General features: G+C 61.3%; 15 protein-coding genes. 5 read left to right on the forward strand and 10 right to left on the reverse strand.

Features of this window, described 5'->3' with window-relative positions; all coding sequences use genetic code 11:
• Positions 1–767 precede the first annotated feature (767 nt).
• Positions 768–1,550: an endonuclease/exonuclease/phosphatase family protein gene (locus ACM6HV_RS04425; RefSeq protein ID WP_198759915.1), complete on the forward strand. Its 783-nt coding sequence runs from the start codon at positions 768–770 to the stop codon at positions 1,548–1,550.
• A gap of 147 nt (positions 1,551–1,697) precedes the next feature.
• Here ACM6HV_RS04425 and glgB read toward each other — a convergent pair whose 3' ends face one another.
• From glgB to ACM6HV_RS04440, 3 genes are all read right to left on the reverse strand, one after another.
• Positions 1,698–3,929 (reverse strand): 1,4-alpha-glucan branching protein GlgB, encoded by a 2,232-nt coding sequence (gene glgB, locus ACM6HV_RS04430; protein ID WP_414903600.1) that lies wholly within the window; start codon positions 3,927–3,929, stop codon positions 1,698–1,700.
• 2 nt (positions 3,930–3,931) lie between these two features.
• Positions 3,932–7,273: a maltose alpha-D-glucosyltransferase gene (gene treS, locus ACM6HV_RS04435; RefSeq protein WP_414903601.1), complete on the reverse strand. Its 3,342-nt coding sequence runs from the start codon at positions 7,271–7,273 to the stop codon at positions 3,932–3,934.
• A 190-nt stretch (positions 7,274–7,463) separates the two neighbouring features.
• A complete protein-coding gene (locus ACM6HV_RS04440) occupies positions 7,464–9,461 on the reverse strand; it encodes an alpha-1,4-glucan--maltose-1-phosphate maltosyltransferase (protein WP_414903602.1) in 1,998 nt (665 codons plus the stop codon).
• Between the two features lie 217 nt (positions 9,462–9,678).
• On the opposite strand from ACM6HV_RS04440, the gene ACM6HV_RS04445 reads away from it, so the two are divergent.
• A complete protein-coding gene (locus ACM6HV_RS04445; RefSeq protein ID WP_003224520.1) occupies positions 9,679–9,837 on the forward strand; it encodes a hypothetical protein in 159 nt (52 codons plus the stop codon).
• 114 nt (positions 9,838–9,951) lie between these two features.
• On the opposite strand, the gene ACM6HV_RS04450 is transcribed toward ACM6HV_RS04445, so the two are convergent.
• Positions 9,952–10,464 (reverse strand): MgtC/SapB family protein, encoded by a 513-nt coding sequence (locus ACM6HV_RS04450; protein WP_086791075.1) that lies wholly within the window; start codon positions 10,462–10,464, stop codon positions 9,952–9,954.
• A 122-nt stretch (positions 10,465–10,586) separates the two neighbouring features.
• Here ACM6HV_RS04450 and ACM6HV_RS04455 point away from each other — a divergent pair, with 122 nt between their 5' ends.
• The 3 genes from ACM6HV_RS04455 (at position 10,587) to mapR (ending at position 14,012) form a co-directional block, all read left to right on the forward strand.
• Positions 10,587–10,835, forward strand: coding sequence for a DUF3203 family protein (locus tag ACM6HV_RS04455; protein ID WP_041067006.1), 249 nt, complete (start codon positions 10,587–10,589; stop codon positions 10,833–10,835).
• A gap of 195 nt (positions 10,836–11,030) precedes the next feature.
• On the forward strand, positions 11,031–12,461 hold the full coding sequence (gene ccoG / locus ACM6HV_RS04460; protein ID WP_095669225.1) for a cytochrome c oxidase accessory protein CcoG: 1,431 nt from the start codon (positions 11,031–11,033) through the stop codon (positions 12,459–12,461).
• 141 nt (positions 12,462–12,602) lie between these two features.
• Positions 12,603–14,012 (forward strand): GntR family transcriptional regulator MpaR, encoded by a 1,410-nt coding sequence (gene mapR / locus ACM6HV_RS04465; protein WP_008087199.1) that lies wholly within the window; start codon positions 12,603–12,605, stop codon positions 14,010–14,012.
• 134 nt (positions 14,013–14,146) lie between these two features.
• On the opposite strand, the gene ACM6HV_RS04470 is transcribed toward mapR, so the two are convergent.
• The 6 genes from ACM6HV_RS04470 to ACM6HV_RS04495 form a co-directional block, all read right to left on the reverse strand.
• On the reverse strand, positions 14,147–14,893 hold the full coding sequence (locus tag ACM6HV_RS04470) for an SDR family oxidoreductase (protein WP_047294160.1): 747 nt from the start codon (positions 14,891–14,893) through the stop codon (positions 14,147–14,149).
• A 231-nt stretch (positions 14,894–15,124) separates the two neighbouring features.
• Positions 15,125–17,206: a putative bifunctional diguanylate cyclase/phosphodiesterase gene (locus ACM6HV_RS04475; RefSeq protein ID WP_414903603.1), complete on the reverse strand. Its 2,082-nt coding sequence runs from the start codon at positions 17,204–17,206 to the stop codon at positions 15,125–15,127.
• A 253-nt stretch (positions 17,207–17,459) separates the two neighbouring features.
• Positions 17,460–18,920 carry an efflux transporter outer membrane subunit gene (locus tag ACM6HV_RS04480; protein ID WP_095666676.1) on the reverse strand — a complete coding sequence of 487 codons (1,461 nt, stop codon included), beginning with the start codon at positions 18,918–18,920 and terminating at the stop codon, positions 17,460–17,462.
• On the reverse strand, positions 18,917–22,024 hold the full coding sequence (locus ACM6HV_RS04485) for an efflux RND transporter permease subunit (protein ID WP_414903604.1): 3,108 nt from the start codon (positions 22,022–22,024) through the stop codon (positions 18,917–18,919). Before ACM6HV_RS04485 ends, ACM6HV_RS04480 begins: the two co-directional genes overlap by 4 nt.
• 142 nt (positions 22,025–22,166) lie before the next feature.
• A complete protein-coding gene (locus ACM6HV_RS04490; protein ID WP_414903605.1) occupies positions 22,167–25,268 on the reverse strand; it encodes an MdtB/MuxB family multidrug efflux RND transporter permease subunit in 3,102 nt (1,033 codons plus the stop codon).
• Complete coding sequence (locus ACM6HV_RS04495; RefSeq protein WP_145597907.1) at positions 25,265–26,572, reverse strand: MdtA/MuxA family multidrug efflux RND transporter periplasmic adaptor subunit; 1,308 nt, start codon at positions 26,570–26,572, stop codon at positions 25,265–25,267. Before ACM6HV_RS04495 ends, ACM6HV_RS04490 begins: the two co-directional genes overlap by 4 nt.
• Positions 26,573–26,660 lie beyond the last annotated feature (88 nt).

Here is a 26,660-nt window from a genome sequence, read left to right on the forward strand (position 1 = left end):
CAACGCTTTTATCTTCTGCGGGTCGAGGGCTGGGTCGTACGGGATTGAGGCGTCCGGGGGATTGGGTGTGGCTTTGAACATGGATGAAACTCCGTATCGAGAAATAGGAGCCATCACCCTCGCTACCAAACGATGGGTGGCGGCCATGCGCGGGTTGGTAGACCGGTCGATACGGAACCCGGCGCTCACGAATGAGCCCCACGCATGCCCACCATAAAACTGAACCCCAAAAAGAGGCTACATAAGGTGACGCCATACGACCGTACCGAAATGGGCTACCAAACCCGATCACTGTTTTCCAGTGACAGGGAAACGATAAGCCCAACGCATAGCCGTGTAAGCCGGCGGATTCTGGCGTACGCGTAGGTAACGGCGCAAGGCGTTGTAGCCGGTATGGCGTAACGGTTCGTGTACTTTAAACGTGGTTGCGGGGTTATGTTTATGTGCGGGGTTTGGTCTGTTGTTTCGATTTTGTCTGGCAGGCCGCTTTCGCGAGCAGGCTCGCTCCCACACTTGGAATGCTTGCATTCAGTGGGAGGTTGGTCGGCTTGTGAGCCGTCATCGCTGGCAAGCCAGCTCCCACAATTTGACCGAGTGCATTCAGTCAGAGATTGGTCGATCGGCAGGCCGCTTTCGCGAGCAGGCTCGCTCCCACAGGTTTTCTGGCGGCTCGGGTGATTCGTGTTACGGCCTGAGGCATCTGGAAGGAACTGCCCGCGCACAGACCAGTCGCATGAACAGGAAGCCGTTTTTTCAGAGGAGTGAACGTGTCCAGCGATCCCGAGCGTCACGTCGTCGACGCCCCCGTCATCCATCGCCTGCGCGTGCTGACGGTCAATACCCACAAGGGCTTCACCGCCCTCAATCGGCGCTTCATCCTGCCGGAGTTGCGCGAAGCGGTGCGCAGCACCTCGGCCGATCTGGTGTTTCTGCAGGAAGTCGTGGGCGAACACGAGCGCCATTCCAATCGCTACAACGAATGGCCGCAAACCTCGCAATACGAATTTCTTGCCGACAGCATGTGGAGCGATTTTGCCTACGGACGCAACGCGGTTTACCCCGATGGCCACCACGGCAATGCCCTGCTGTCAAAATACCCGATCCGCGAATACCGCAACCTCGACGTGTCGATCACCGGCCCCGAGCGCCGTGGCTTGTTGCATTGCGTACTGGACGTGCCGGGCCACGCCGAAGTCCACGCCATCTGCGTGCACCTAAGTCTGCTGGAAAGTCACCGTCAGTTGCAGTTGCAGCTACTTTGTCAGTTGCTCGAATCCTTGCCCGAAGACGCGCCAGTGATCATTGCCGGCGACTTCAACGACTGGCAGCTGCAGGGCAATGTCGCCCTCGCCCGCCGTGATTACCTGCACGAAGCGTTTGAACGCCACCATGGGCGTCCAGCCAAGACCTATCCAGCGCGTTTTCCATTGCTGCGCCTGGACCGCATCTACCTGCGCAACGCCAGCAGCCACGACCCGCAGATCCTCGGCAACAAACCATGGACGCACCTGTCGGACCACTTGCCACTGGCGGTGGAAGTGCACCTGTAATCCTGCTGCGGCAGCGATCCCCGGATCACCGAAAACGCCTGTGGGAGCAGGCTTGCCCGCGATGACGGCGGATCAGGCAACAGAGATGTTGAATGTTCCGACCTCTTCGCGGGCAAGCTCGCTCCCACAGAGTTAGCGGTGTCTGGATCAACCCTCCGGCTTGAGAATCAACACCGCCAGCGGAGGCAGATTCAGTTCCAGCGACAGCGACTGCCCATGGCTCGCCACCTCTTCGGTAAACGCCCCGCCGCCATTGCCATAGTTCGACCCGGCATAGGTGTCGGCATCGCTGTTGAGCAGTTCATTCCAGCGTCCGGCAAACGGCACGCCGACGCGGTACGACTGACGGGGCACCGGGGTGAAGTTGGCCACCACCAGCACCGGTTTGCCCTCCTTGCTCCAGCGCAGCCACGCGTACACGCTGTTGATCGCGTCATCACCGATCAACCACTGGAAGCCCTGCGGCGCGTCGTCCTGGTCGTGCAGCGCCGGCTCTTCGCGATACAGGCGATTGAGGTCGCCGACCAGTTTCTGCACGCCTTTGTGTTCCGAGTATTGCAGCAGGTACCAGTCCAGCTGCTGATCGTGGTTCCACTCACGCCACTGGCCGAACTCGCAACCCATGAACAACAGCTTCTTGCCCGGGTGGGTCCACATGAAACTCAGATAGGCGCGCAGGTTGGCAAATTTCTGCCAGCGGTCGCCGGGCATCTTGTCGATCAACGAATGCTTGCCATGCACCACTTCGTCGTGGGAGATCGGCAGGATGAAGCGCTCGGACCAGGCGTAGACCAGACCGAAACTCAGTTCGTTGTGATGGTGCGCGCGGTACACCGGGTCTTGCTGAATGTAGTGCAGCGAATCGTGCATCCAGCCCATGTTCCATTTGTAAGCGAAACCGAGGCCACCCTGCTGGGTGCTCTGGCTGACGCCCGGCCAGGCGGTGGACTCTTCGGCGATCACCAGCGCGCCCGGCGCCTCGAGCTCGACCACATCGTTCAAGTGCCGCAGGAAATCGATCGCCTCAAGGTTCTCGCGCCCGCCGTGGCGGTTCGGAATCCACTCGCCGGCCTTGCGCGAATAATCGCGATAAAGCATCGAGGCCACCGCATCGACGCGCAGGCCATCCACGTGAAAGTGCTTCAACCAGTGCAGTGCCGATGCCAGCATGTAGCCGTGTACTTCGGTGCGTCCCAGGTTGTAGATCAGCGTGTCCCAGTCCTGATGGAAGCCCTCCAGCGGGTTGCCATATTCGTACAACGCCGTGCCGTCGAACTGCGCCAGGCCATGGGTATCGGTAGGAAAATGCGCCGGTACCCAGTCGAGAATCACCCCGATTCCAGCCTGGTGACAGGCGTTGACGAACTCACCGAACTGCTCCGGCGTGCCGTAACGGGCGCTCGGGGCGAATTGCGAGAGCAACTGATAACCCCATGAGCCGCCAAACGGGTGCTCCATGATCGGCATCAGTTCGATGTGGGTGAAGCCCAGCTCCTTGACGTAAGGAATCAGTCGCTCGGCCAGCTCCGGCCAGGTGTACTGACGGGCGACTTCGCCCAGGTCATCCAGCTCGCACTGCCACGAGCCGGCATGCAATTCGTAGATCGACAGCGGCTGCGAATGCTGTTGCCGTTCGCGACGACCGCTCATCCATTCCTGATCCTGCCAGTCGACTTGCAGCGGCGCGGCGACTTTCGACGCGGTGTCCGGCGGCAGGCTGGTGGCCAGCGCCATCGGGTCAGCCTTCAGCGGCAGAATGCCGTGGGCGCCGAGAATCTCGTACTTGTACAACTCGCCCGCCTGCAGGCGCGGAATGAACAACTCCCAGACCCCGGATGGATGGCGCAGGCGCATCGGATGGCGGCGCCCGTCCCAGACGTTGAAATCGCCGACCACCGAGACGCGCCGGGCGTTCGGCGCCCACACGGCGAAACGCACGCCGTCAACGCCATCGACGGTTTTCAGCTGGGCGCCGAGGCAACTGCTCAGGTCGCGGTGATTGCCTTCGGCGAACAGATACAAATCCATTTCGCCGAGCAACTGACCAAAGCTATAGGGATCTTCCGCCACTTGCTCGCCGCCGGCCCAGCGCGTGCGCAGCAGATAGGGCCGGGCCTGGGCGAAGTGCCCGACAAACAGCCCCGGGGTTTCGGTGGCGGTCAGTTCGCCACGTTCTTCACCGCTGTCCTTGTCCAGCACTTCAACTTTCAACGCACCCGGCAAATAGGCGCGGATGAACTGCCCGCCGGCACCATCACCGTGCGGGCCGAGAATGGAAAACGGGTCGCGATGTTCCGCACGTACCAACGCGTCGATGTCTTGCGCCGTCGGCAATAACGCTTCTTTAGCGTGACCCTGTTCCTTGTTCGAGACACTCATGACTACTCTCCACCAAGATCGGAAAAGGGTTTAAGCCCCGTCAATAACCCATACAAACCGTGCAACGGCACGGGCAGCCACGTGGGGCGATTTTCGGCTTCATAGGCCACTTCATAGGCCGCCTTCTCCAGGCCGAACAGCGCAAGCGCTGCGTCGGCACCCGCAGGATCCTGCCAGGCATGATCAAGACTAGTCGCCGCTTGGCGATATGCCTGAACAAATGCCTCGCGCGCCTCACGCAGGTAGCGCTCGGCAACCCGATGCCGGGCCGCTTCCGACTCCGCACTGTGATCGACGTTATGCACGTTGATGGTCATCGCCGCCGCGTAATCGAAGGACCGCAGCACGCCGCTGACGTCCTTGTACGGACTGTGTTTGCCGCGCCGTTCGTGCAGCGGCCGCGCCGGTTCACCTTCGAAGTCGATCAGATAGGCATCGCCCTTGATCACCAGCACTTGGCCCAAGTGCAAGTCGCCATGCACACGAATGCGCAGGCCGCCCACGGCTTTTTGCGCGAGCTCCTGCACATGGCCGAGGATGATTTTTTTGTTGTCCAGCAGCCGCGCGACCATTTTCTGATCTGCCGCGCTCAGATGACTTTGATGTTGCTTGAGCAGCTTAAGCGCATGCTCGACCTGCGCCGCAACGTCCTTGCCAGTGGCTTGGGCGTCTTTGGCGCTGGTGGTTTGCGGGGCGAAATCGGGATTGTCGCTCGGCGCCGCGAGCACTTGATGCATTTCGCCCAGACGCTGGCCGAGCATGCCGGCAAAGTCCTTGAGCTCACCGAGGGCGTTGTAATGCTGTTCCTGCTCGGACATGGCGTCGGCCAGTTCATCGCGCAGCGCCCGTTCGAGGTTGTTCTGCGTCCATTCCCAGGCATCGCCCTGATTGCTCAGATAGCCTTGGGCGATCATCAGCAGATTGTCTTCGCCCGCGCCATCGCGGCGGATCACCGAGCCGAGCAGCGGCGAGATGTTGGCGAAACCGGCCTCGGTCAGGTACGCGCTCATTTCCAGTTCCGGGTGCACCCCCGAGGCGACTTTGCGGATCAGTTTCAGCACCAGACTATTGCCGATCACCACCGAACTGTTCGACTGCTCGGCCGATAGATAACGCACCTCGGATTCAGCGCCGAGGCCAAGTTTTTCCAGCTGCGCAGTCGGTGCGAAACGAATCTCGCCCTGTTCGGAGTTGAGCACGGTGGCGCTCTGCATGCCTTGCAGCACGGCGTGCACAAACGTTTCGAGGCTGAACGCATCAGTGATCAGCCCCACCTGACGTCCGCGACGTACCCGGGACAAGGCCAATTGCTGCGGCAGCGCCGCCCCGACCTGATCTTCCGAGATAAACCCGAACGGCAGTTGATAGCGGCTGGTCTGCCCGGCGCTGGTGACTTCGATCTCACTGAGCAGCACCGGATGCTGGGCATCGCCGAAACGCACGCCGTAGGCCAGATGGACCTGCTCGATGGCCGCGTCCTTGCCGGCGAACCAGCGACGGTTCTGCAGCCAGCTCGGCAGAATGCTCTGCTCCAGAGTGTTGCGGGTCGGCGCTTCAAGCAGTTCTTCCATGCGTTTTTTCAGCACCAGCGTGGTGAAGTCGGGCAGGCTCTGCGCCGGTTCGACGTGCCAGCTCGGCATCTGGTTTTCCGCCGCGAGGGCGAACCAATAGAAGCCATACGGCGCCAGGGTCAGCAGGAAATTCAACTGGCCGATGGGCGGGAACGCGTTACCACCAAGCATCTCCACCGGGACCATGCCGACGTACGCAGAAAGATCCAGCTCCGCTGCTTGTGCGCTGCGCGAGACGTTGGCCACGCAGAGAATGATTTCGTGTTTGCCGTCAGCGTCGGTGAACTCGCGGGTGTAGGCCAGGATGCGTCGGTTGCTCGGCGAGAGCATCTTCAGCGTGCCGCGCCCGAAGGCCTTGGACTGTTTGCGCACGGCGAGCATGCGCCGCGTCCAGTTGAGCAGCGAATGCGGATCACCGGCCTGGGTTTCGACGTTCACCGACAGGTAACCGTATTGCGGGTCCATGATCGGTGGCAGCACCAGGCTCGCCGGATCGGCGCGGGAGAAACCGCCGTTGCGATCGATTGACCATTGCATCGGCGTACGCACACCGTCGCGGTCGCCGAGGTAGATGTTGTCGCCCATGCCGATTTCGTCGCCGTAATACAGGGTTGGCGTGCCCGGCATCGACAGCAGCAGGCTATTGAGCAGTTCGACGCGGCGGCGGTCTCGCTCCATCAACGGCGCCAGACGCCGACGAATGCCAAGGTTGATCCGCGCGCGACGGTCAGCGGCGTAGTAGTTCCACAGGTAATCGCGCTCCTTGTCGGTAACCATCTCCAGCGTCAGCTCATCGTGATTGCGCAGGAAAATTGCCCACTGGCAATTGGCAGGAATTTCCGGGGTTTGCCGCAGAATGTCGGTGATCGGGAAGCGATCTTCCTGGGCCAGCGCCATGTACATGCGCGGCATGAGCGGGAAGTGGAAGGCCATATGGCATTCGTCACCGTTGACGCCCTCGGCATCGGTGTCGCCGAAATACAACTGGGTATCTTCCGGCCATTGGTTGGCCTCGGCCAGCAGCATGCGGTCCGGGTAATTGGCGTCGATCTCGGCCCGGATCTGCTTGAGGACGTCATGGGTCTCGGGCAGGTTTTCGTTGTTGGTGCCGTCGCGCTCGATCAGGTACGGAATGGCGTCGAGGCGCAGGCCGTCGATGCCCATGTCCAGCCAGTAGCGCATCACCGACAGCACCGCTTTCATCACTTGCGGGTTGTCGAAATTCAGGTCGGGCTGGTGCGAGTAGAAGCGGTGCCAGAAGTACTGGCCGGCGACCGGGTCCCAGGTCCAGTTGGACTTTTCGGTGTCGAGGAAGATGATCCGCGTGCCGTCGTACTTCTGGTCGTCATCCGACCACACGTAGAAGTCTCGCGCCGCCGAGCCGGGTTTGGCCTTGCGCGCCCGCTGGAACCACGGGTGCTGATCGGAGGTGTGGTTGATGACCAGCTCGGTGATCACCCGCAAGCCACGTTTGTGCGCCTCGGCGATGAAGCGCTTGGCGTCGGCCATGGTCCCGTAGTCGCTGTGCACGCCGCGGTATTCGGCGATGTCGTAACCGTCATCGCGGCGTGGCGACGGGTAGAACGGCAACAGCCAGATGGTGTTGACGCCGAGTTCGGCGATGTAGTCGAGTTTGGCGATCAGGCCGGGAAAGTCGCCGATCCCGTCATTGTTGGAGTCGAAAAACGATTTGACGTGAACTTGATAGATCACCGCATCCTTGTACCAGAGCGGGTCTTTGATGAAGGTGGCTGCCTTGGGTTTCTTCGCCATGTGAAACTCCTGTTCAATTCTGTCAGACCACACGGTTGCCCTGTGATGAGGGGCTCTGTGGTGAGGGGATTCATCCCCGATGGGCTGCGAAGCGGCCCTGCTTTTATTCAGTTTTACGCGGTTGTTTTTTGTGGCTGCTGCGCAGCCAGTCGGGGATAAATCCCCTCACCACAAGTTTTTGAGCAAGGTCTTACGCGGCAGTAATCCGCCAGATCCCGAACGGCTGGTACGCCGGGTCAATGCGCATGAACTGATACTTGCCGTGCCAGTCCCAGCGATGCCCGTTCATCAAGTCTTCACCGTGGGTGGTTGCGTCGTCGGGCAGGCCCATCTCCCATAGCGGCAATTCGAAATTGGCCTCCTGCACGTTGTGCGGATCGAGGCTTACCGCCACCAGAATGAAGTTGCTGCCGTCAAAGCTGCGCTTGCCGAAATACAGAATGTTGTCGTTCCAGGCGTTGTAGATTTTCAGGCCCAGGTGCGTGTGCAGCGCCGGGTTCTGCCGACGGATGCGGTTGAGCTGGGCGATCTCGGCAATGATGTTGCCCGGCGCATTGAAGTCGCGGACGCGGATCTCGTACTTCTCCGAATCGAGGTATTCCTCCTTGCCCGGCACCGGCGCCGATTCGCACAGTTCATAACCGGAATACATGCCCCACAAACCCGACCCCATGGTCGCCAGCGCCGCGCGGATCAAAAAGCCTGGCCGCCCCGACTCATGCAGGAACGCCGGGTTGATGTCCGGCGTGTTGACGAAGAAGTTCGGCCGGTAGCATTCGCGCCATGGCGACTCATTGAGCTCAGTGAAATAGGTCGCCAACTCGGACTTGGTATTACGCCAGGTGAAATAGGTGTAGCTCTGGCTGTACCCGACCTTGCCCAGACGCGCCATCATCGCCGGCGTGGTGAACGCCTCGGCGAGGAAGATCACTTCCGGGTGCAGTGCCCGCACATCGGCGATCAGCCATTGCCAGAACGGCAGCGGCTTGGTGTGCGGATTGTCGACGCGAAAGATCTTCACGCCTTCGTTGACCCAGCCGACCACGATATCGCGCAGCTCGACCCACAGACTGGGGATCGCGTCCGGCGCATAGAAGTCGACGTTGACGATGTCCTGGTATTTCTTCGGCGGGTTCTCCGCGTATTTGATCGTGCCGTCCGGGCGCCAGTTGAACCAGCCCGGATGCTGCTTGAGCCACGGGTGATCCTGCGAACACTGGATGGCGAAATCGAGGGCGATCTCCAGGCCATGCTCAGCGGCGGCGGCCACCAGTCGGCGGAAGTCTTCGCGGGTGCCGAGCTGCGAGTGAATCGCCTCATGACCACCCTCCTCGCTGCCAATCGCGTACGGACTGCCCGGATCATCGGGACCTGCGGTCAGGGAATTGTTGCGGCCCTTGCGGTGGGCGCGGCCGATGGGGTGAATCGGCGTGAAATACAACACGTCAAAACCCATGTCCTGAATCATCGGCAGACGCGCGTGCACGTCGTTGAACGTGCCGTGACGGTTGGGATCATCGGTGATCGAGCGCGGAAACAGCTCATACCAACTGGCAAACTCGGCCAGTTCCCGTTCGACGTCCACCGGGAATTCGGCGCTCAGGCTCAGATAGGCGCGGTGATCGGCCTGCGCCATCAACTGCGCACTGCGCGAGTGCAGAAACAGCGCCACCTGCTCGGTTTCGAGCAGGCCGGACAATTCATGATGCAGTGCGGCGAGTTGTTCGCTGAGCTGACCGTCGCTGCGCTCGGCGGCCTGTTGCACCATGGTGCGGCCTTCCTGCAGTTCGAGCGACACCGGGACGGCGGCGTTGTGTTTTTTCTCCAGTTCGTACTGGAAACTGGCGAAGTGATCGATCCACGCTTCGATGCAATACAGGTAGCGACCCTGGCGTTCGGGACGAAACTGCCCCTGCCAACTGTTATTGCCCAGCTCGTTCATCACCTCGCTGTGCCAGCTCTCTTCGCCCTCCGCGCGCCAGCGGATGCGCACCGCCAGCTTGTCGTGGCCGTCGGCAAAGACCTTGCTGGTGACGATCACGTCACGCTCGACGATCGACTTGACGGCAAACTGCCCGCCATCCAGGGTCGGCATGGTGTTTTCGATCACGATGCGCGGCAGCAGTAACGCCTGCGACAGCGGCATATGCGGGTTATAGCTCTGCTCTGAAGGTTTTTCAGCGGACATCGAGCCTCTCTCCTTTACGCCCCAAGGACGCTCTTGTGCCGGATCCGTGTCCACAAGGAGGCACCGGCCCCGACATGAACTCACTTAGGTTCCGAGCGACCGGCGCGGGGAAAAGTTCACAGGGATTTGCCTGGGCAAAAAAGCGGATCGAATTCGCCAGCAGGTGGTCAATCCACTTAAGCACTTCTCACGCCATGTGCCACACGGAGGTCTACAGATGAACATCCCGATCCCGGCAGAAACGCCTGATCCGAACATCGACAAACCCACCCTGCCCGAGACCGAACCGCAGCCGATTCCCGAGCAGGAACCCCCAGGCACCACGCCACCGCCGAAGGAAGAACCGCCGACGACGATGCCGCCTGTCATCGTCTGACGGCACCGCCCCCCTGTAGGAGCTGCCGAAGGCTGCGATCTTTTGATCTTGTTTTTAAAAATCAAAGTCAAAAGATCGCAGCCTGCGGCAGCTCCTACAGGTTGTTCGCGGTGTTCACAGATGCTGGTTTTTCTCGTCTTCTTTCTCGAACAACCTGACCACCCGTGGCATTACGCTGAAAATCCCCAACGCCAACAACGTGCTGAGCAGTGCAGTCGCTTCCCTGCCCAACCCCGCCGCCACGCCGATCGCCGCCGTCATCCACAACCCGGCTGCAGTGGTCAGCCCTTTGACATGGCCCTCATCGCCTTCCTTGTTTTTCAGGATGGTTCCGGCGCCAAGAAAACCGATCCCGGCGATCACGCCCTGCAACACCCGGCTCATGGCATCGGACTCCGCCCCGCTGGTTTGCGGCACCAGCACAAACAGCGCAGCGCCGAGTGCCACCAGCATGTGCGTGCGCACCCCGGCGGCCTTGCCTTTGTGCTCACGTTCGAAACCAAGAATCCCGCCGAGCACCGCCGCCATCAGCAGGCGCACGGTGATGCGCGTCAGTTGCGAAGCATCGCCGACATCGGCGAACTCCGCTTGCAGCGTTACCCACACTTCATGCCACCAAGCGTTCATCGCTCCGTCCTTTTTATTTGTCGTTAATGGATGGACAGCAGCGACCATTAATCAGTTGCGCAGAACGATCGGCCACGCGTGCGCCCTAACTTCTCAGGTACCCATGAAAAAAGGACAGCCTCATGCCCGTTCGAATCGATGAATCCAATCCCGAATCAAAAGTGTGTTTCTTCACCGTCGAAAATGGCGAAGAAATTCGTATCTGCGACACCCTGGAAGTCAAAACGGATAGCGAAAAAGCCATGTCGTTCGTGGAAATTGAAAGCCGGCGCGTTTACATCACTGAAGCAGAGGCGGATGCATTGACCGTCGCCGGCGCGAAAGACGGCCGCAAGCACCTGAAGGCTGACGAGAGTGATTCGGTGATTTGACTGACCCTGATCAACACCCGGTGCAGACGCCTGCGATAGGCGTTTGCGCCTGCGTCTGCGGGCTGCTTCAAGTTGTCGCAGGACGTCGTTCAAACGCCATCTGATCCGCTTTTTATTCAAATAGCTGAGTCTGTTATGCAAACAGATCGGCGCTCATAGTTCGTTCGCCTGATGGAGGCTGATGAGCGAATGACCATGAGCGAACAAATCCCCGTCCGAACCGTAGAAGCAAGTCCCACCATTAAAAATGTGCCAGGTCGCCCAATGAAGGCGAAGGCCGGCTCCACCGACAAGCAGATCCATACGCGCAGTTTCACCGGGCTGTTCCGCCGCCTGCGCATCAGCGGCGCAGGTTTTCTGTTTTTGCTGTTTTTCGGCACCGTGTGGTTGAACTGGGGCGGCCGTCAGGCCGTACTGTGGGACCTCGCCGAAAGCAAATTCCACATCTTCGGCGCGACCTTCTGGCCACAGGATTTCATCCTGCTCTCGGCGCTGCTGATCATTGCTGCGTTCGGTCTGTTCGCCATCACCGTGTTCGCTGGTCGGGTCTGGTGCGGTTACACCTGCCCGCAGAGCTCGTGGACATGGATTTTCATGTGGTGCGAGAAAGTCACCGAAGGCGAGCGCAACCAGCGCATCAAACTGCAAGCAGCGCCTTGGGGCCTGAACAAACTGGCGCGGCGCGCCGCCAAGCACACCCTGTGGCTGGCGATCAGCGTGATGACCGGGCTGACCTTTGTCGGCTACTTCACGCCGATTCGCCCGCTGGCCGAAGAGCTGTTCACCCTGCAGATCGGCGGGGTCAGTCTGTTCTGGGTACTGTTCTTCACCGCCGCCACTTACATCAACGCCGGTTGGCTGCGCGAAGCGGTGTGCATGCACATGTGCCCGTATGCGCGATTCCAGAGCGTAATGTTCGACAAGGACACCCTGGCGATTTCCTATGACGCGGCCCGTGGCGAAAACCGTGGCCCGCGCAAACGCGACGTGAAGCCCGCCGAAGCCGGTCTCGGCGATTGCATCGATTGCCAGTTGTGCGTGCAGGTCTGCCCGACCGGCATCGACATCCGCGACGGTCTGCAGATGGAATGCATCGGCTGCGCAGCGTGCATCGACGCCTGTGATTCGATCATGGACAAAATGAATTACCCGCGCGGCCTGATCCGCTACAGTTCCGAACGCGAATTGCAGGGCGGCAAGACCCATCTGCTGCGGCCTCGGCTGATCGGTTACGTCGCGGTGCTGCTGGTGATGATCGGCGCCCTGGCACTGGCGTTGGTCGAACGGCCCATGGTCTCGCTCGACGTGACCAAGGATCGTGGGTTGTTCCGCGAGAACGGTCAGGGCCAGATCGAAAACATCTACACCCTCAAGGTCATCAACAAGACCCAACAGCGCCAGGACTACACCCTGAGCCTGGTGGATGGCGAGGGCTTCCAGTTGCAGGGCAAGACCGAACTGAGCCTGGCGCCGGGTGAGATTGTCGATGTGCCGGTATCGGTGGCGATGACCACCGAACGCCCGGCCAGCAGCTCGCAGACCTTGAGCTTCAAGATCGCCGACAGCGACGAGCCGCAGATTTACAGCGTGGCGAAAAGCAGGTTTGTGGCGCCGATGAATCGCTGATCCCTTAGACTGCGGCGCGGCCATTCGCGAGCAGGCTCGCTCCCACAGGGTTTTGTGGACACTGAGATCCAGTGTGGGAGCGAGCCTGCTCGCGAATGAAGGCAGCGCGGTCTTCCAGAATGAACCCAACCCGGACGCAAGATGAAACGCTACGAAAAATTCGCCGACGACATCGCTGAACTGATCCGCTCCGGCGTACTCGGCCCCGGGCAGCGAGTGCCGTCGGTGCGCTACGCCAGCCAGACTTACGGGGTCAGCCCGTCCACGGTGTTCCAGGCCTATTACCTGCTCGAACGTCGCGGTCTGATCCGCGCGCGGCCGCGCTCAGGCTACTTCGTCAACACCCACGCGCCGAGCCCGTTTTCCGAGCCGGTGATCAGCAGCCACGTCAACGACTCCACCGAAGTCGACGTCAGCGAACTGGTGTTCTCGGTGCTGGAGTCGATCAAGGACCCGAGCACCGTGCCCTTCGGCTCGGCGTTCCCCAGCCCGACCCTGTTCCCGTTGCAGCGTCTGTCGCGCTCGCTGGCCAGTGCGGCGCGGGAAATGGACCCGCGCATGGTGGTCACCGACATGTCGCCGGGCAACCCGCAACTGCGTCGGCAGATTGCCTTGCGCTACATGGTCGGCGGGCTGATGCTGCCCATGGAAGAACTGCTGATCACCAACGGCGCCCTCGAAGCGCTGAACCTGTGCCTGCAAGCGGTGACCGAACCGGGCGATCTGGTGGCCATCGAAGCCCCGGCGTTCTACGCCAGCCTGCAAGTGCTGGAGCGCTTGAAACTCAAAGCCGTGGAAATCCCCGTGCACCCGCGCGACGGCATCGACCTCGGCGTGCTCGCCCAGACCCTGGAACGCCATCCGATCAAGGCCTGCTGGTGCATGACCAGTTTCCAGAACCCGATGGGTGCGACCATGCCCGAGGCGAAGAAACAGGAACTGGTCGAACTGCTGCGCCGGCATCAGGTGCCGCTGATCGAGGACGATGTCTACGCCGAACTTTATTACGGCCAGCAAGCGCCGAAACCGGCCAAGGCGTTCGATACCGAAGGGCTGGTGATGCACTGCGGTTCGTTCGCCAAGAGTCTGGCCCCCGGCTACCGTATCGGCTGGGTCGCTGCCGGGCGCTATGCACAGAAAATCGAGCGGCTGAAACTGATGACCTCGCTCTGTGCTTCGATGCCGGCCCAAGCGGCGATTGCCGACTACCTGCAACACGGCGGCTACGACCGCCACTTGCGCAAATTGCGCTACGCCCTGGAAGAACAGCAAAGCGCGATGCTCGCGGCGATTGCCCGCTACTTCCCGGCCCAGACCCGGGTCAGCCAGCCGGCGGGTGGCTACTTTCTGTGGCTGGAATTGCCGCCGCAGATGGATTCCTTGAAGTTGTTTCAGATGGCATTGGCGCAAGGCATCAGCATCGCGCCGGGGCCGATCTTCTCGCCAACCCAGCGCTTCAGGAATTGTATTCGCTTGAATTACGGCAGCCCGTGGACCGAGGATTCGGAGAAGGCAATGGAGACGCTGGGGCGGATTGTGCGGTCGTTCTGACAGCCCTGTGTTGTCTGGGCTATTGCCTTCGCGAGCAGGCTCGCTCCCACCCTGGATTTGTGCAGGACACAGAACCAATGTGGGAGCGAGCCTGCTCGCGAAGAGGGCCGACCTGACAGCGAAACTCTCTGGACTTAACGCCCCCCCCCCAGATCAACAAACGTCCCCGTCGCATAAGAAGCCTTGTCCGACAGCAACCAGACAATCGCCTCCGCCACTTCATCCGGGCGCCCGCCCCGAGCCATGGGAATCGCCGACTCAAGCTTGCTGACCCGATCCGGATCGCCGCTCAGCGCATGGAAGTCGGTGTAGATGTAGCCCGGACGCACCGCGTTGACGCGAATGCCCTCGCCCGCCACTTCCTTGGACAGTCCGATGGTGAAGGTGTCGAGTGCGCCTTTGGACGCGGCGTAGTCGACGTACTCGTTGGGCGAGCCCAGGCGTGCGGCGACCGACGACACGTTGACGATACTGCCGCCCTGGCCGCCGTGCTTGGGCGACATGCGCAAGATCGCGTGCTTGGCGCAGAGGATCGGCGCCAGGACGTTGGTTTTCATGATTTTGAGAATGCGGAATTCGGACATTTCATCGACCCGCGACTTATGGCCGACGGTGCCCGCATTGTTCACCAGTGCGGTGACCCGTCCCAGTTCGGTGTCGACCCGGTGAAACAGTGCGATGACTTCGTCTTCGATGCTGACATCGGCGCGCACCGCAATGGCCTGCGCCCCCAGCGCCCGCACTTGCTCCAGCACGCTTTGTGCGGCCTGTTCATCCGACTGATAGTTGATGCAGATCCGATAGCCCTGCCCGGCAGCCAACAACGCTGTAGCGGCGCCGATTCCGCGGCCGCCACCGGTGATTACCATGACTTTATCCATGCTGGCCCTTCCCCCAATGCACACGTAACAGTCGGGGTGAAGAATAACCGTCATTGGGCGGTTTTGCATGGGCTCTGTCCAAGACAAAACCCTGCATGAGACTGAGATGTTTTTTGTGGCGAGGGAGCTTGCTCCCGCTCGGCTGCGAAGCAGACGTGAATCCGACCAACACGGTAGAACGGGGCCGCTCCGCGCCCCAGCGGGAGCAAGCTCCCTCGCCACAGTTTGCAGTCAGACAGTTACCTGAGCCTTTCCACGGGTGAGGTTCTGCATGAACGCGTCCGCCGGCATCGGATGGCCCAACAGATAGCCCTGCAACGAGTCACAGCCCAACTGCGTGAGGAAGTCCTGCTGTACGCCAGTCTCCACGCCCTCGGCAACAATGCGCAAACCGAGTGCCTGCCCCAGCGCCACAATCGCCGAGACGATGGCCGCGTCATCGCTGTCGTGCTCCAGATCGCGGACAAACCCTCGGTCGATTTTCAGCTCGTTGGCCGGCAAGCGCTTGAGGTACATCAGGCTCGAATAGCCGGTGCCGAAGTCATCGATCGACAGGTCGACGCCCATGTCCGATAACTCCTGCAACACCGTCATGCTGGCATCGGCGTCACTCATGGCCGTGGTTTCAGTGATTTCCAGGGTCAGGCTGTTGGCCGGCAAATGATGCGTGGCCAGCGCCCTGGCCACGCTTTGCACCAGTCCCGCGTGGCAGAACTGTAACGCCGAGAGGTTCACTGCAATGCGCCAGTCGGTGTAACCGAGCACATACCATTCGCGCATCTGCCGGCAGGCCTCATTGAGTACCCAGTCGCCGATGGCGATGATCAGGCCGGTCTTCTCCGCCAGATCGATGAACTTGTCCGGCAGCAACATGCCCTGGGTCGGATGCTGCCAGCGCAGCAACGCTTCGGCCCCCACCGGACGACCACTGGCGGCTTCGAATTTGGGCTGGAAATACAGGCTGAACTGCCGGTGCTCCAGCGCAGCGCGCAGATCTTGCAGCAACTGCAGCTGCTTGCGTGCGTTGCTGTTCATCGAGGCATCGAAGAAGCTGTAGCCGTTTTTACCGCCGCCCTTGGCGTGATACATCGCCGCATCGGCGTTCATCAGCAGTTCCTGAGCGCTCTGGCCATTACCCGGGTACAGGGCAATGCCGACGCTGGCGGAAATCTGCAACTCATGCTCGGCTACGCGGAATGACTGGCCGATCAGGCCCACCTGACGCGCTGCCAGGCTCAGGGCATCGTTGGGCTCGGTCAGACGCACCAGCAGCACGAACTCGTCGCCACCAATTCGCGCCAGCGTGTCCTGACTGCGCAAATCCTCACGCAGGCGCACCCCGACTTCGCGCAGCAACTGGTCCCCCATGTGGTGGCCAAAGGCATCGTTGACTGGTTTGAAACCGTCCAGATCGATGAACATCAACGCAAAACAGCCGCCCTGCTCCTCGACCTTCTTCATCGCCTGATTGATCCGGTCGTCCAGCAGCATGCGGTTCGGCAGACCTGTGAGGGTGTCGTGCAACGCCAGTTGCGTCAGTTCACGGTTGGCCAGGGTCAGCGAATGCGCCAGATCGGCAGTGCGTGCTTCAAGGCGAGCATCGAGAATCGAGGTCAGCAAGGCGATCGACAGCACCGCCAGCGTGGTGATCAGCACCAGATTATCGAGGCCGTTGCCCTTGAGACCGGCAAGCGTCGCGCCGCAGAAACTGCCTGCGGGAAACTGCGCCGCAGCCATGCCGGTGTAGTGCATGCCGACAATGGCAATGCCCATGATGATTGCCGCACCGCCGCGAATCAGGCGCACATAAGGCGAGTGCTGGCGCAGGCGAAAGGCGATCCACAACGCCGCCGCCGAAGCACCGACCGCAATCAGCAATGAGGCGCCGAACAGGGTCGGGTCGTAATCGATGCCCGGCGTCATGCGCAGAGCCGCCATGCCGGTGTAATGCATGGCGCTGATGCCGGCGCCCATGATCAAGGCGCCAAAACCCAATTGCAGAATCGGCAGTTTTGGCTGGCTGACCAGCCACAGGGCAAACCCGCACGACAGAACGGCAATCAGCAGCGACAGCGCGGTCACCGGAATGTCGTAGCCCAGCTCGATTGGCAACTTGAAGGCCAGCATGCCGATGAAATGCATCGACCAGACGCCAACCCCCATTGCCAGTGCGCCGCCCGCCGTCCAGAAATGCACCGCCCGCCCACGGGCACTGGCAATGCGCCCGGTCAGGTCGAGCGCGGTGTAGGACGCAAGGATCGCCACACACAAAGAAATGAAAACCAGGGTGAAGGAATAATGACCGATGAGCATGGGGATTCTCGCAACCACCCGCGCCGTACTGCGTCCATTCTCGGCCGGGAAAATGCGGCGATTGTACTGATTGCGCGGAAGAACGCACTGACAAAGTAATCATTTTGCCATCAACCCGATGAAACGCTTGTTTGATGGTTTTGCGAGGCTCTGGAGCAACCATCACAACCTGTAGGAGCTGCGGCACGCTGCGATCTTTTGACCTTGTTTTTTAAGATCAAAAGATCGCAGCGTGCCGCAGCTCCTACACGATTTATTCGGTGGCCAGTTGACCGTCCCAGCCACCACCCAGCGCTGCAATCAATTGCACACTGGCGATCAGGCGGCTCTGCAGGATGTTGAGAACGGTGCGTTCGTTGCTCAGCGCCGTGGCTTGCACCACAACCACATCGATGTAGGCAATCAACCCGGCCTTGTACTGGTTCTGGGTCAGGCGCAGCGAGTCGCGCGCCGCATCCAGTGCTTCCTGACGCACCGCCGCCTCGTCTTCATACACCTTCAATTGCACCAGATAGTTTTCCACTTCGCGGAAACCATCGAGCACCGTCTGGCGGTACTTGGCGACGGTCTGGTCGTACACCGCCTCGGTACGGTCAACCTCGGCCGAACGGATGCCACCGTCGAAGATCGGCAAGTCCAGTTTCGGCCCGACCGACCAGAAACGGTTGGGTATGGTCAAAAGATTTTTCGAGGTACTGCTGCTGTAGCCGCCGCTCATGCTCAACGTCAGATCCGGGTAATAGGCGGCTTTGGCCACACCGATATTGGCGTTGGCAGCGATCACCGAGCGCTCCGCCGAGGCGATGTCCGGGCGGCGCTCCAGCAACTGCGACGGCAGGCTCAGAGGAATCTGCGGCAGGTTCGGGATGTTCTGGGTCTCGGCGATGCTGAACTCGGCCGGCGCCTGCCCGGTCAGTACGGCGATTGCATTTTCGAATTGCGCCCGTTGCCAGATCAGGTCCACCAGATCGGCCTGGGTGGTTTTCAACTGGGTCTGTGCCTGCGCCACCGCATCGCGCCCGGAGATCCCGGCGCGGTACTGGTTCTGGGTCATTTGCAACGATTTTTCGTAGGCCGCGACCGTGGCTTCAAGCAAGCGTTTCTGCTGATCGATCACCCGCAGTTGCAGGTAGTTCTGCACCAGTTCCGACTGTTGGCTCAGACGCATCGCGGCCAGATCGGCGAAGCTCGCCTGGGCGCTGGCCTCGTTGGCCTCCAGGCCTCGGCGCAATTTGCCCCAGATATCTGCTTCCCAACTCACGCCCAACTGCGCGTTGTAGGTATCGCGAATCCCGCTGGCAGAACTGCTCAGGCTCGAACTGCTGCTGCCGGTGCCCTGACTGGAGCGGGTCTTGCCCACGCTGAGATCGACACTGGGGTAAAACGCCCCACGGGCACTGCGCACCAACGCCTGGGCCTGACGGTACTGCGCTTCGGATTGCGCCACGGTCTGGTTGGAGCTGTTGAGTTTCTCGATCAGGCCATTGAGCTGCTGATCGCCATACAGCTCCCACCAGGCACCACGCGCCAGCGCGTCACTCGGATTGGCCTGGCGCCAGCCCTCGGCCTCTTTGTACTGTGCGACCTCGGCAGTCTGCGGGCGCTGATAGTCCGGGCCGACGGCGCAGGCACTGAGCATCGCCACGCACAGCGACAGGCTCAACAGGCGCGAACCGCGCGCAGTGGCCAGATTGAGAAGCGAACGGTCGGTCATAGCGGAGTTTCCAGAGCAGCGTCAGTACGCACGCCACGCCACGTGTTGAAGCGGTGGCGCAGCTTGTCGAGATAGAGGTAAACCACAGGCGTGGTGTAAAGCGTCAGGACCTGACTGAAGATCAGGCCGCCGATAATGGTCAGACCCAGGGGCTGGCGCATTTCCGCGCCTTCCGCACGGCTGAGCAACAGCGGCAATGCACCGAGAATGGCCGCCAGGGTGGTCATCAGAATCGGCCGCAGCCGCTGCAGGCAGGCGCTACGAATCGACTCCAGCGGCGACAGGCCCTGATGGCGCTCCAGTTGCAGCGCCAGGTCGATCATCAGAATGGCGTTTTTCTTCACCACCCCGATCAGCAGGAACAGTCCGAGCAATGAAATCAGGCTGAATTCACCGCCCAGCGCGTAGATCGAGAGCAACGCGCCGACCCCGGCCGAGGGCAAGGTCGAGAGGATCGTCAGCGGGTGAATGTAGCTTTCATACAGCACACCGAGCACCAGATACACCGCCAACAGCGCACCAAGGATCATGAACGGCTGGCTCTTCTGCGTCGCGGCAAAGGCATCGGCGGTGCCGGCCATTTTCGCGATCACGTCTTCTGGCAGACCGACCTTGGCAATCGCCCGCTCGATGGCGGCACTGCCCTGCTCCACAGTCACCCCTTCGGCCATGTCGAAGGCAATGCTTTCGGAGGCGAACTGGCCTTCGTGGCTGACGCGGTCGTCCTCCAGGCTGTTTTCGTAATGGGCAATGGTCGACAACGGAATCCGCGCACCGTCAGCGGTAATCACCTGCACCTGATTGAGGGTGACCGGATCCTGCGCGTACTTCTGGTTGACCTCCATCACCACCTGATACTGGTTGAGGCTGTCGTAGATCGTCGAAATCTGCCGCTGGCTGTAGGCGTTGTTCAGCACCGCCGTGACCATGTTCATGTCGACCCCGAGGCGTTTGGCCTGATCACGGTCGACGATCAGCGTCACCTGCTGCGCACCGCGTCCTTCGCGGGCATCAATCGCAGTCAGCTCCGGCAGTGCGCGCAGCGCGGTCACCACTTTCGGGTACCACTCGCGCAGGGCGCCCAGGTCCCCGCTTTGCAGGATGTAGCTGTATTGCGAGGTGGTCTGTTCGCGGCCGCCGCCGAACTGCAGGTCCTGATCCGCCATCAGCATCAACTGGGCGCCGGGGACCTTGGGCATCTCCTTGCGCAGGCGTTCGATGACTTTCTGCGCCGACAGGTTGCGTTCCTTGATCGGCTTCAGGCGCACCAGCATGAACGCGTTATTGGTGCCGTTGGTGCCGCCGATGAACCCGGCTACGCTCTCCACCGCTTCGTCCTTGAGCACGGCGCGGCGGAAGGTTTCCATTTTCGGCTGCATCACGCTGAACGACAGGCCGTCGTCGCCCCGCACGAAACCGATCAACTGGCCGGTGTCCTGCTGCGGCATGAACGTCTTCGGCACCACCACGTACAGCGCGACGTTGACTCCGACCGTGATGATCAGACTGAGCAAGGTCAGGCGGCGGTGGCGCAGCACCCAGTCGAGGCTGGTCGCATATTTGCCAACCATCCAGTCGTTGGTCTTGCGGCTCCAGCGTTGCAAACGGTTTTCCTGGCCCGGCGTATGCGGCTTGAGCCAGCGCGCGCAGAGCATCGGCGTCAACGTCAGCGAGACCACCAGCGACACCACGATCGCCGCCGCCAGGGTGATGGAAAACTCGCGGAACAGGCTCTCGACAATGCCGCCCATGAACAGGATCGACAGGAACACCGCCACCAGCGACACGTTCATCGACAACAAGGTAAAACCGACTTCCTTGGCCCCGAGGTACGCGGCCTTCATCGGTTTGACGCCTTCGTCGATGTGCCGGGAAATGTTTTCCAGCACCACGATGGCATCGTCCACCACCAGCCCTGTAGCCAGAATCAACGCCATCAGCGACAGGTTATTCAGCGAAAAACCGTAGAGGTACATCACCGCGAACGTGCCGACCAGCGACACCGGCACCGCCAGCGTCGGAATCAGCGAGGCGCGAAAGTTACCCAGGAACAGGAACACCACCAGAATCACCAGCGCCACAGCGATCAGCAAAGTCATTTCCGCTTCGTGGAGGGTGGCCTTGATCACCGGCGAGCGGTCCATCGCCAGATTCAGCTTCACGCTGGCCGGCAGCACCGCTTGCAAGGCCGGCAACTGCGCCTTGATCTCGTTGACCGTCTCGATGATGTTGGCGCCGGCCTGGCGGTTGATCACCAGCAGCACCGCCGCGTCATCGTTGAAGAAACCGCTGTTGTAACGGTCTTCGACGCCGTCGCTGACCTTGGCCACGTCCTTCAGACGCAGAGCCGCGCCGTCCTTGTAATGGATGATCAGCGACTCGTAATCCTTGGCTTTCTCCAACTGGTCGTTGGCCTGGATCTGCCACAGGCGCTCGCCGTCTTCGACCGAGCCCTTGGGCCGGCGTACGTTGGCCGCGGCGATGGTCTTGCGTACATCGTCGAGCGCCACGCCGTACTGGTTCAGCGCCTGCGGTTCGAGTTCGATACGCACCGCCGGCAGCGAACTGCCACCGATCTGCACCTCTCCCACGCCCTGCACCTGGGACAGGCTCTGCGACAGGATGGTCGAGGCCAGGTCATAGAGCTGGCCTTTTTCCAACACGTCCGAGGTCAGCGACAGCACCATGATCGGCGCCTGCGACGGGTTGACCTTCTTGTAGGTCGGCATGCTGCGCATCCCGCTCGGCAACAGGTTGCGCGAAGCGTTGATGGCTGCCTGCACCTCGCGCGCTGCGCCGTTGATGTCGCGGTCAAGGTCAAATTGCAGAATGACCCGGGTCGACCCCTGGCTGGAACGGCTGCTCATGGTGTTGACACCGGCAATTGTACCGAACGAGCGCTCCAGCGGCGTCGCCACCGTGGACGCCATCACTTCGGGACTGGCACCGGGCAGACTGGCCTGGACCACGATCACCGGGAAATCCATTTGCGGCAGCGGCGATACTGGCAGCAAGCCGAAACTGACACCGCCCAGCAACATGATCGCCAGGCTCAGGAGCATGGTCGCGACCGGGCGCTTGATGAAAGGACCGGAGAGGTTCATTGACCGCAATCCCCATCAACACACCTACTCACTGTGGGAGCGAGCCTGCTCGCGAATACGGTCTGACATTCAACCTTGATGGTGACTGATCCAGCGCTTTCGCGAGCAGGCTCGCTCCCACAGTGGATGAGGTGCTGCAAATTCATACCACCACCTCATCACGGTCGGCATTGGTCTTGCCAAAGCGCCGACCCAGACGGTCGAAGTACAGGTAGATCACCGGCGTGGTGAACAGTGTCAGCACCTGACTCACCAGCAGACCGCCGACCATCACCAGACCCAGTGGCTGACGCAGTTCAGCCCCGGAACCGGTGGCGAGCATCAACGGCACGGCACCGAACAGCGCCGCCAGCGTCGTCATCAGAATCGGCCGGAAGCGCAGCAGCGCCGCCTGATAGATCGCCTGTTCCGGCGCCATGCCCTGGGTGCGTTCGGCGTCGAGGGCGAAGTCGATCATCATGATCGCGTTTTTCTTGACGATGCCGATCAGCAGGATGATGCCGATGATCGCGATCATGCCCAGGTCATTGCCGCTGAGCAGCAACGCGAGCAAGGCGCCGACCGCCGCCGACGGCAGGGTCGAGAGGATGGTGATCGGGTGAATGTAACTTTCGTACAGCACGCCGAGTACGATGTACATGGTCACCACCGCCGCCAGAATCAACAGCAAGGTGCTCGACAGCGATGCCTGGAATGCCTCGGCCGCGCCCTGGAACTGGGTCTGCACGCCAATCGGCATGCCGATGTCCTTCTGCACCTGTTCGATGATGTCCACCGCATGCCCCAGCGCCACGCCGGGCGCCAAGTTGAACGACATCATCACCGCCGGGAACTGACCGATGTGGGTGATCGCCAGTTGCGCCTGACGCTCCTCGACATGGGCCAGACTCGACAGGCGCACCTGCGCACCGTCAGTGGTCTTGACGTGAATCTGATCCAGCGCCGCCGGCCCGATCTTCTCCCCCGCCTGTGCCTGCAGCACCACGCGGTACTGGCTGGCCTGGGTGTAAATGGTCGAGATCTGCCGCTGGCCGAAGGCGTCATACAGCGCATCGGTGATGTTCTGCACCGAAACGCCGAGGCGCGACGCCGCATCGCGGTCGATCACCAGATAGACTTGCAAGCCTTTGTCCTGCAAGTCGCTGGCAACGTCGGTCAATTCCGGTTGCTGCGCCAAGGCTTCGACCAGACGCCCGCTCCACTGGCTGAGCAATTCGGCGTCCGGTGAGGACATGCTGAACTGGTACTGGGTACGGCTGACCCGATCCTCAATGGTCAAATCCTGCACCGGTTGCATGAACAGACGAATGCCGACCAGTTTGTCCAGTTGCGGCTGCAGGCGCGCGATCACCTCGGCGGCGCTCAAGTCACGCTGGCCGTGAGGCTTGAGGTTGATCAGCAGCCGACCGCTGTTGAGCGTGGCGTTGTCGCCGTCGACACCGATGTAGGACGACAGACTTTCCACCGCCGGATCTTCAAGAATCTCCTTGGCCAGCGCCTGCTGACGCTCGCCCATCGCCGCGAAGGAAATCGACTGCGGTGCTTCGGAAATACCCTGGATCACCCCGGTGTCCTGCACCGGGAAGAAGCCCTTGGGCACCACCATGTACAGGAACACGGTCAGTGCCAGCGTGCCGATGGCCACCAACAGGGTCAGCGGCTGGTGTTTGAGCACCCACTGCAACTTGCGCCCGTAGGCGGCGATCATCCAGTCGATGAAGCCGCCGCTGGCCCGGTAGAAGCGGCCCTGTTCATGGGCCTCCGGCTCACGCTTGAGCAAGCGCGCGCACATCATCGGCGTCAGGGTCAGCGAGACCACCAGCGAAATAAGGATCGCCACCGCCAGAGTGATGGCGAACTCGCGGAACAGCCGCCCGACCACGTCAGCCATGAACAGCAGTGGAATCAGTACCGCGATCAGCGACAGGGTCAGCGAAATCAAAGTGAAACCGATCTGTTTGGCGCCTTTCAGCGCTGCCTGCATCGGGCTATCACCCTCCTCGATGAAACGCGCGATGTTCTCCAGCATCACGATCGCATCGTCGACCACAAAACCGGTCGCGATGGTCAGCGCCATCAAGGTCAGGTTGTTGACCGAGAAGCCGGCCAGGTACATCACGCCAAACGTACCGATCAGCGACAGCGGCACCGCCACTGACGGAATGATCGTTGCGCTGGCACGCCGCAGAAAGAGGAACGTCACCATCACCACCAACGCGATGGCGATCAGCAGTTCGTGCTGCACGTCGGTGACCGAGGCGCGGATGGTCTGGGTGCGGTCGGTGAGCACCGTGACGTCGAGGCCAGCCGGCAGGTTGTCGGTGATGCTCGGCAGCAAGGCCTTGATCCGGTCGACCACCTCGATCACGTTGGCGCCCGGCTGACGCTGGATGTTCAGCAGCACCGCCTGATTCTGGTTGGCCCATGCGGCGAGACGTTCGTTCTCGGCGCCGTCGACGATTTCCGCCACATCCTTCAGGCGCAGCGGCGCGCCATTCTTGTAGGCGAGAATCAGGTTGGCGTAGTCCTTGGGCGACGTCAGCTGGTCGTTGGCATCGAGCATCGAGACCCGGGTCGGGCCGTCGAAGTTACCCTTGGGCTGGTTGACGTTGGACGCACCGATCAGGGTGCGCACGTCTTCCAGGTTCAGGCTGTTCGCCGCCAATGCTTCCGGGTTGACCTTGATCCGCACGGCCTGACGCTGACCGCCGGCAATACTGACCATGCCGACGCCGCTGATCTGGGCGATCTTCTGCGCCATGCGCGTGTCGACCAGATCATTGAGTTTGGGCAGCAGCATGGTTTTCGAGGTGATCGCCAGGGTCAGCACCGGGGTGTCCGCCGGGTTGACCTTGTTGTACACCGGCGGTGCCGGCAAGTCGGTCGGCAGCAGGTTGGTCGCGGCGTTGATCGCGGCCTGCACCTGCTGTTCGGCGACGTCCATGTTGATGTCGAGGCTGAAACGCAGGGTCAGCACCGACGCGCCGCCGGAACTGGTCGAGGCCATTTGCGTCAGGCCCGGCATCTGCCCGAACTGGCGTTCGAGCGGCGCGGTCACGGCGCTGGTCATCACGTCGGGACTGGCGCCGGGGTACAGGGTCATGACGCGAATGGTCGGGTAATCGACCTGCGGCAACGCCGAGACCGGCAGCAGGCGATAGGCAATCAGGCCGGCCAGCACAATGGCCAGCATGCTCAGGGTGGTAGCTACCGGACGGAGGATGAACAGCCGCGAAATGTTCATGCGCCCTTCTTGGCCTTGTCAGCCGCAGCAGCGTCCGGTGCACTGGCGGCGGGTTTGCCCTGCAGGTGCCCGGTCGGGGTGGTCGGCACGTCATTGCTGTCGTTGACCACTTCCACTTCGCTGCCTTCCTTCAGGCGGTCGGTGCCTTCCAGCACCACGCGATCGCCCGCGGCGAGGCCTTCGGTGACCACCGTGTTGGTACCGTCGCTGGCGCCGATCTTCAGTTGGCGGATGGTGACTTTCTTGTCGCCGTCCAGCGCGTAGACGAAGGTGCCGTTGGTGCCGAACTGAATCGCGGCCGACGGTGCCAGCACCACGCCTTTGAGGGTGTCGGCCAACAAATGAACGTTGACGAACTGATTGGGGAAAAGTGACTGGTCGCGGTTATCGTAACGGGCCTTGAATTTCAGGGTGCCGGTGGCGACGTCGATCTGGTTGTCGAGGCTTTGCAGCACGCCGCTGGCCTGCATTTTGGTATCGCCGCGATCCCATGCCTCGGCCGGCAGCCTGGCGCCGCTGTGGTAGCGGGCCAATACGGTTTCGAGGCTGTTTTCCGGCAGGGTGAAGACCACGCTGATCGGCTGGGTCTGAGTAATCACTGCAAGGAACGTGGTGTCGTTGGCCGCAACGAGGTTGCCGACGTCGACCTGACGCAGACCGACGCGACCGGCAATCGGTGCGCGGATCTTGGTGAATTCGAGATTGAGCTTGGCGTCGTTGACCGCCGCCTGATTGGTCTTGACCGTGCCCAGGTACTGGCCGACCAGTGCTTCGGCGGTGTCCAGGGTTTGCTTGGCGATGCTGTCTTCCTTGTACAGGCCGCGATAACGCTCGACGTCGACCTGCGCATTTTTCAACTGCGCCTGGTTCTGCAGCAAGGTGCCTTCAGCCTGGAGCAAGGCGTTCTGGTACGGACGCGGATCGATCTCTGCCAGCAAGTCGCCGGCCTTGACCATCTGTCCTTCTTCGAAATTGATCTTCACCAACTCGCCGCCGACCCGGCTGCGCACGTTGATGGTGTTGAGCGCGGTCACCGTGCCCAGCGCCTTGTAATACAGCGGGAAGTCACCGGTGACCGCCGGGGCCACCCGCACCGGAATCGGCCCGGCCGCACCGCCGAAACCTGGCCGCATCATCCCCGAACGTCCGGCATGCCCGGTCGCCGCCTTGTCGGCGCCCTCCTTGTGGGCCGAACCGGCGGGCCAGAACTTCCAGCACAGGACGGCGATGACCAACAGGACGAGCAGGCTGATCAGCCAGCGACGGGCGTTGCGAGGGGACGATTGCATGGATTGATTAACCATTGGGCGCGTGGGCTTCTTTTACGGGAGGCTGAACGATAAGCACTGATGGGATTTAAGCAAAGCAGCTTTACCGGCAATTTACCTTCAA

Origin of the sequence: Pseudomonas sp. IT-P260 (assembly GCF_949768395.1) — a bacterium.
Taxonomy (GTDB): domain Bacteria; phylum Pseudomonadota; class Gammaproteobacteria; order Pseudomonadales; family Pseudomonadaceae; genus Aquipseudomonas; species Aquipseudomonas parakoreensis.